General features: G+C 77.2%; 1 protein-coding gene and 1 pseudogene. Both read left to right on the top strand.

Translation table 11 applies throughout. The features are described from left to right. The first annotated feature begins 142 nt into the window (after nt 1–142). Nucleotides 143–1282 (top strand): alpha/beta hydrolase, encoded by a 1140-nt coding sequence (locus AOK11_RS38310; RefSeq protein WP_055598206.1) that lies wholly within the window; start codon nt 143–145, stop codon nt 1280–1282. A gap of 299 nt (nt 1283–1581) precedes the next feature. Further along, nucleotides 1582–2237: pseudogene (locus tag AOK11_RS38305) on the top strand (hypothetical protein); the annotation flags it as partial.

Below are 2237 nucleotides of genomic sequence, written 5' to 3'. Positions count from 1 at the left end.
CCCGGCGCCCCGGCGCCCCGGTGTCCCGGTGTCCCGGTGTCCCGGCGCCCCGGCGGCCCACGATCCTCGGGCGTCCCGTCGGCTCGGGATCCCGGCCGTCGCTGGGGTGGCCGGGCGGCCGGGCGGCCGGGACACTGGGTGGGTGCGTACTGTCAGAGCGACGGCCGCTGCCGTCACCGCCGTGATAGGGGCTTCCGTCGCCACGGTGGCGGTCGGTCGGCTCGCCAGCGACGCCGCCCTCAAGGCGCCGCCGGGCAGGCCCCTGCCCACCGAGCCCCGGCTCACCGTGCACGGCACCGCCGCAGGCCAGGTCACCCTCACCCGGCACCTCGCCACGCTGCGGCCCGGCCGCTACGGCCTCTCCGGTGACGGCACCCACGCGGTCGTCGGGCCCGTCCTGGAAGGCGTTCCGGAGTCCGCCGACACCGTCGTACGCCGCCTGGAACGCGTCGTACGGGGCACCCTGGAGCCCGGCGACCGGGTCTGGCTCACCCCGAACCTCCACGTCGGCGACCCGGGGACTGCCCTGGGCCTGGACCACACCGACGTCGAGGTCCCCGGCGAACTCGGCCCCCTCCCCGCCTGGTTCGTCCCGGACGTCCGGGACACCTGGGTGCTCGCGGTGCACGGCCTCGGCGCCACCCGGGAACAGGCCATGAACCTCATGGAGTTCCTGCACCGCCACCACTTCCCGGTGCTCGCCCTCGCCTACCGGGGCGACCAGGGCGCACCGCGCTCGCCCGACGGCCTCAACCACCTGGGCGAGACCGAGTGGCGCGACCTCGACGCGGCGATCCGGTACGCGATGGACGCCGGTGCCCGGCAGGTCGTCCTGCTCGGCTGGTCCACCGGAGCGACCATGGCGCTGCGCGCCGCCGCCCGCTCCACCCTGCGCGACCACATCGCCGGGCTGGTCCTCGACTCCCCGGTGCTCAGCTGGGAAGCGACGCTGCGCGCCCTCGCCGCCGCCCGCCGCACCCCCGGAGCGCTGCTGCCGCTGGCCGTCCGCGCCGCCCAGGGCCGCACCGGCCGCCACGGCGACCCCCACGGAGGCCGTCGCCCCGGCACCCCGGGGCCGGAGCGCGTCGGCATCCCCGCCCTGATCGTCCACGGCCCCGGCGACACCGTGGCCCCCTGGCAGTTCTCCCGCCGCCTGGCCGCCGCCCAGCCCAACACGATCACCCTGCACACGGTCGCGAACGCGCCGCACGGCGCCATGTGGAACGCCGACCCGCACACCTACGAAGAGGCGCTGCGCCGCTTCCTCACCCCTTTCATGTGACCGCCTCGACCCGGGCCGCCTTGCCCCGCCTCGACCCGGCCCGCCGCGCCCGTCCCCTCAGGCCTGCCGCGCCGTCCCGCCCCGACCCGGCGCGCCGGGTCGGGGCGGCCCGCGCCCGCCGGTCCCGCGGGCCGTCGCCGGGGATTCCGTTCCGCGGCGTGTTCCCGGCGTGTCCCCCTCCCTTCTCCCGGCCCGTTTCCTTCCGCCGACTGCCCCGCGACCCCGTGCATGGGACCTCCCCTTCGCCGCCCGTGACATTCCGTTTGGGTTTTCGGACCGTCAACCGCGAGACTGCACCCGTGACGTCCCGTATCCCGCGCGACTCCAGGCTTCGACTTGTCCGCCCGCGACCCCTGGCCGCCGCCCCCAGGGCGATGAACCAGCAGCGCTCGCGTCGCCCTGCGCCACGCCCGCCGGAAGGCACACCGGCCCCCGCGGAGCTGGCCCGAATGGCGCGCTCCGGTCTGGCCGGCGCGGCCCGCGTCGCCCGCTGGGCCGACGCCGCACTGGGCCCCGGCCGGGGCAGCGCCACCGCCGCCGGCCGGGCCATCCTCTCCGACGCGACCGTCGAATGGGCGGCCGAGGATCTGGGCCTGACTCCGGCTCAGGTCCGCGCCGACTGGGACACGGCCCGGCTCGCCGGCCTGATCGAGGTGCACGGCGACACCGCCCGCCCCGGCTGGCGGCTGCGCGCCTGGGACCGTGACGACAGTGCCGTCCTGCGGGGCTGGGTCGCCCTGTTCGACGCCTGGTCGCTCGCCCACCCGGAACCCGAGGACCACGGGCCCGCCGCCGTGGGCGAGGTCGTCTCGGCCATGCCGCAGGTCCTCTCCTTCCTCCAGCTGTCGGCCGGCCCGGTCCCCGTGCCGCAGCTCCTCGACCTCCTGCAGCAGCGGGTCACCGAACTGCGTACGGAGCGCTGCGAGGTCGACTACGGGCCCCGCCCCTCCGGCAC

This window comes from Streptomyces hirsutus, assembly GCF_001418415.1.
GTDB lineage: Bacteria > Actinomycetota > Actinomycetes > Streptomycetales > Streptomycetaceae > Streptomyces > Streptomyces hirsutus.
This window is presented reverse-complemented; position numbering and strand designations above follow the sequence as displayed.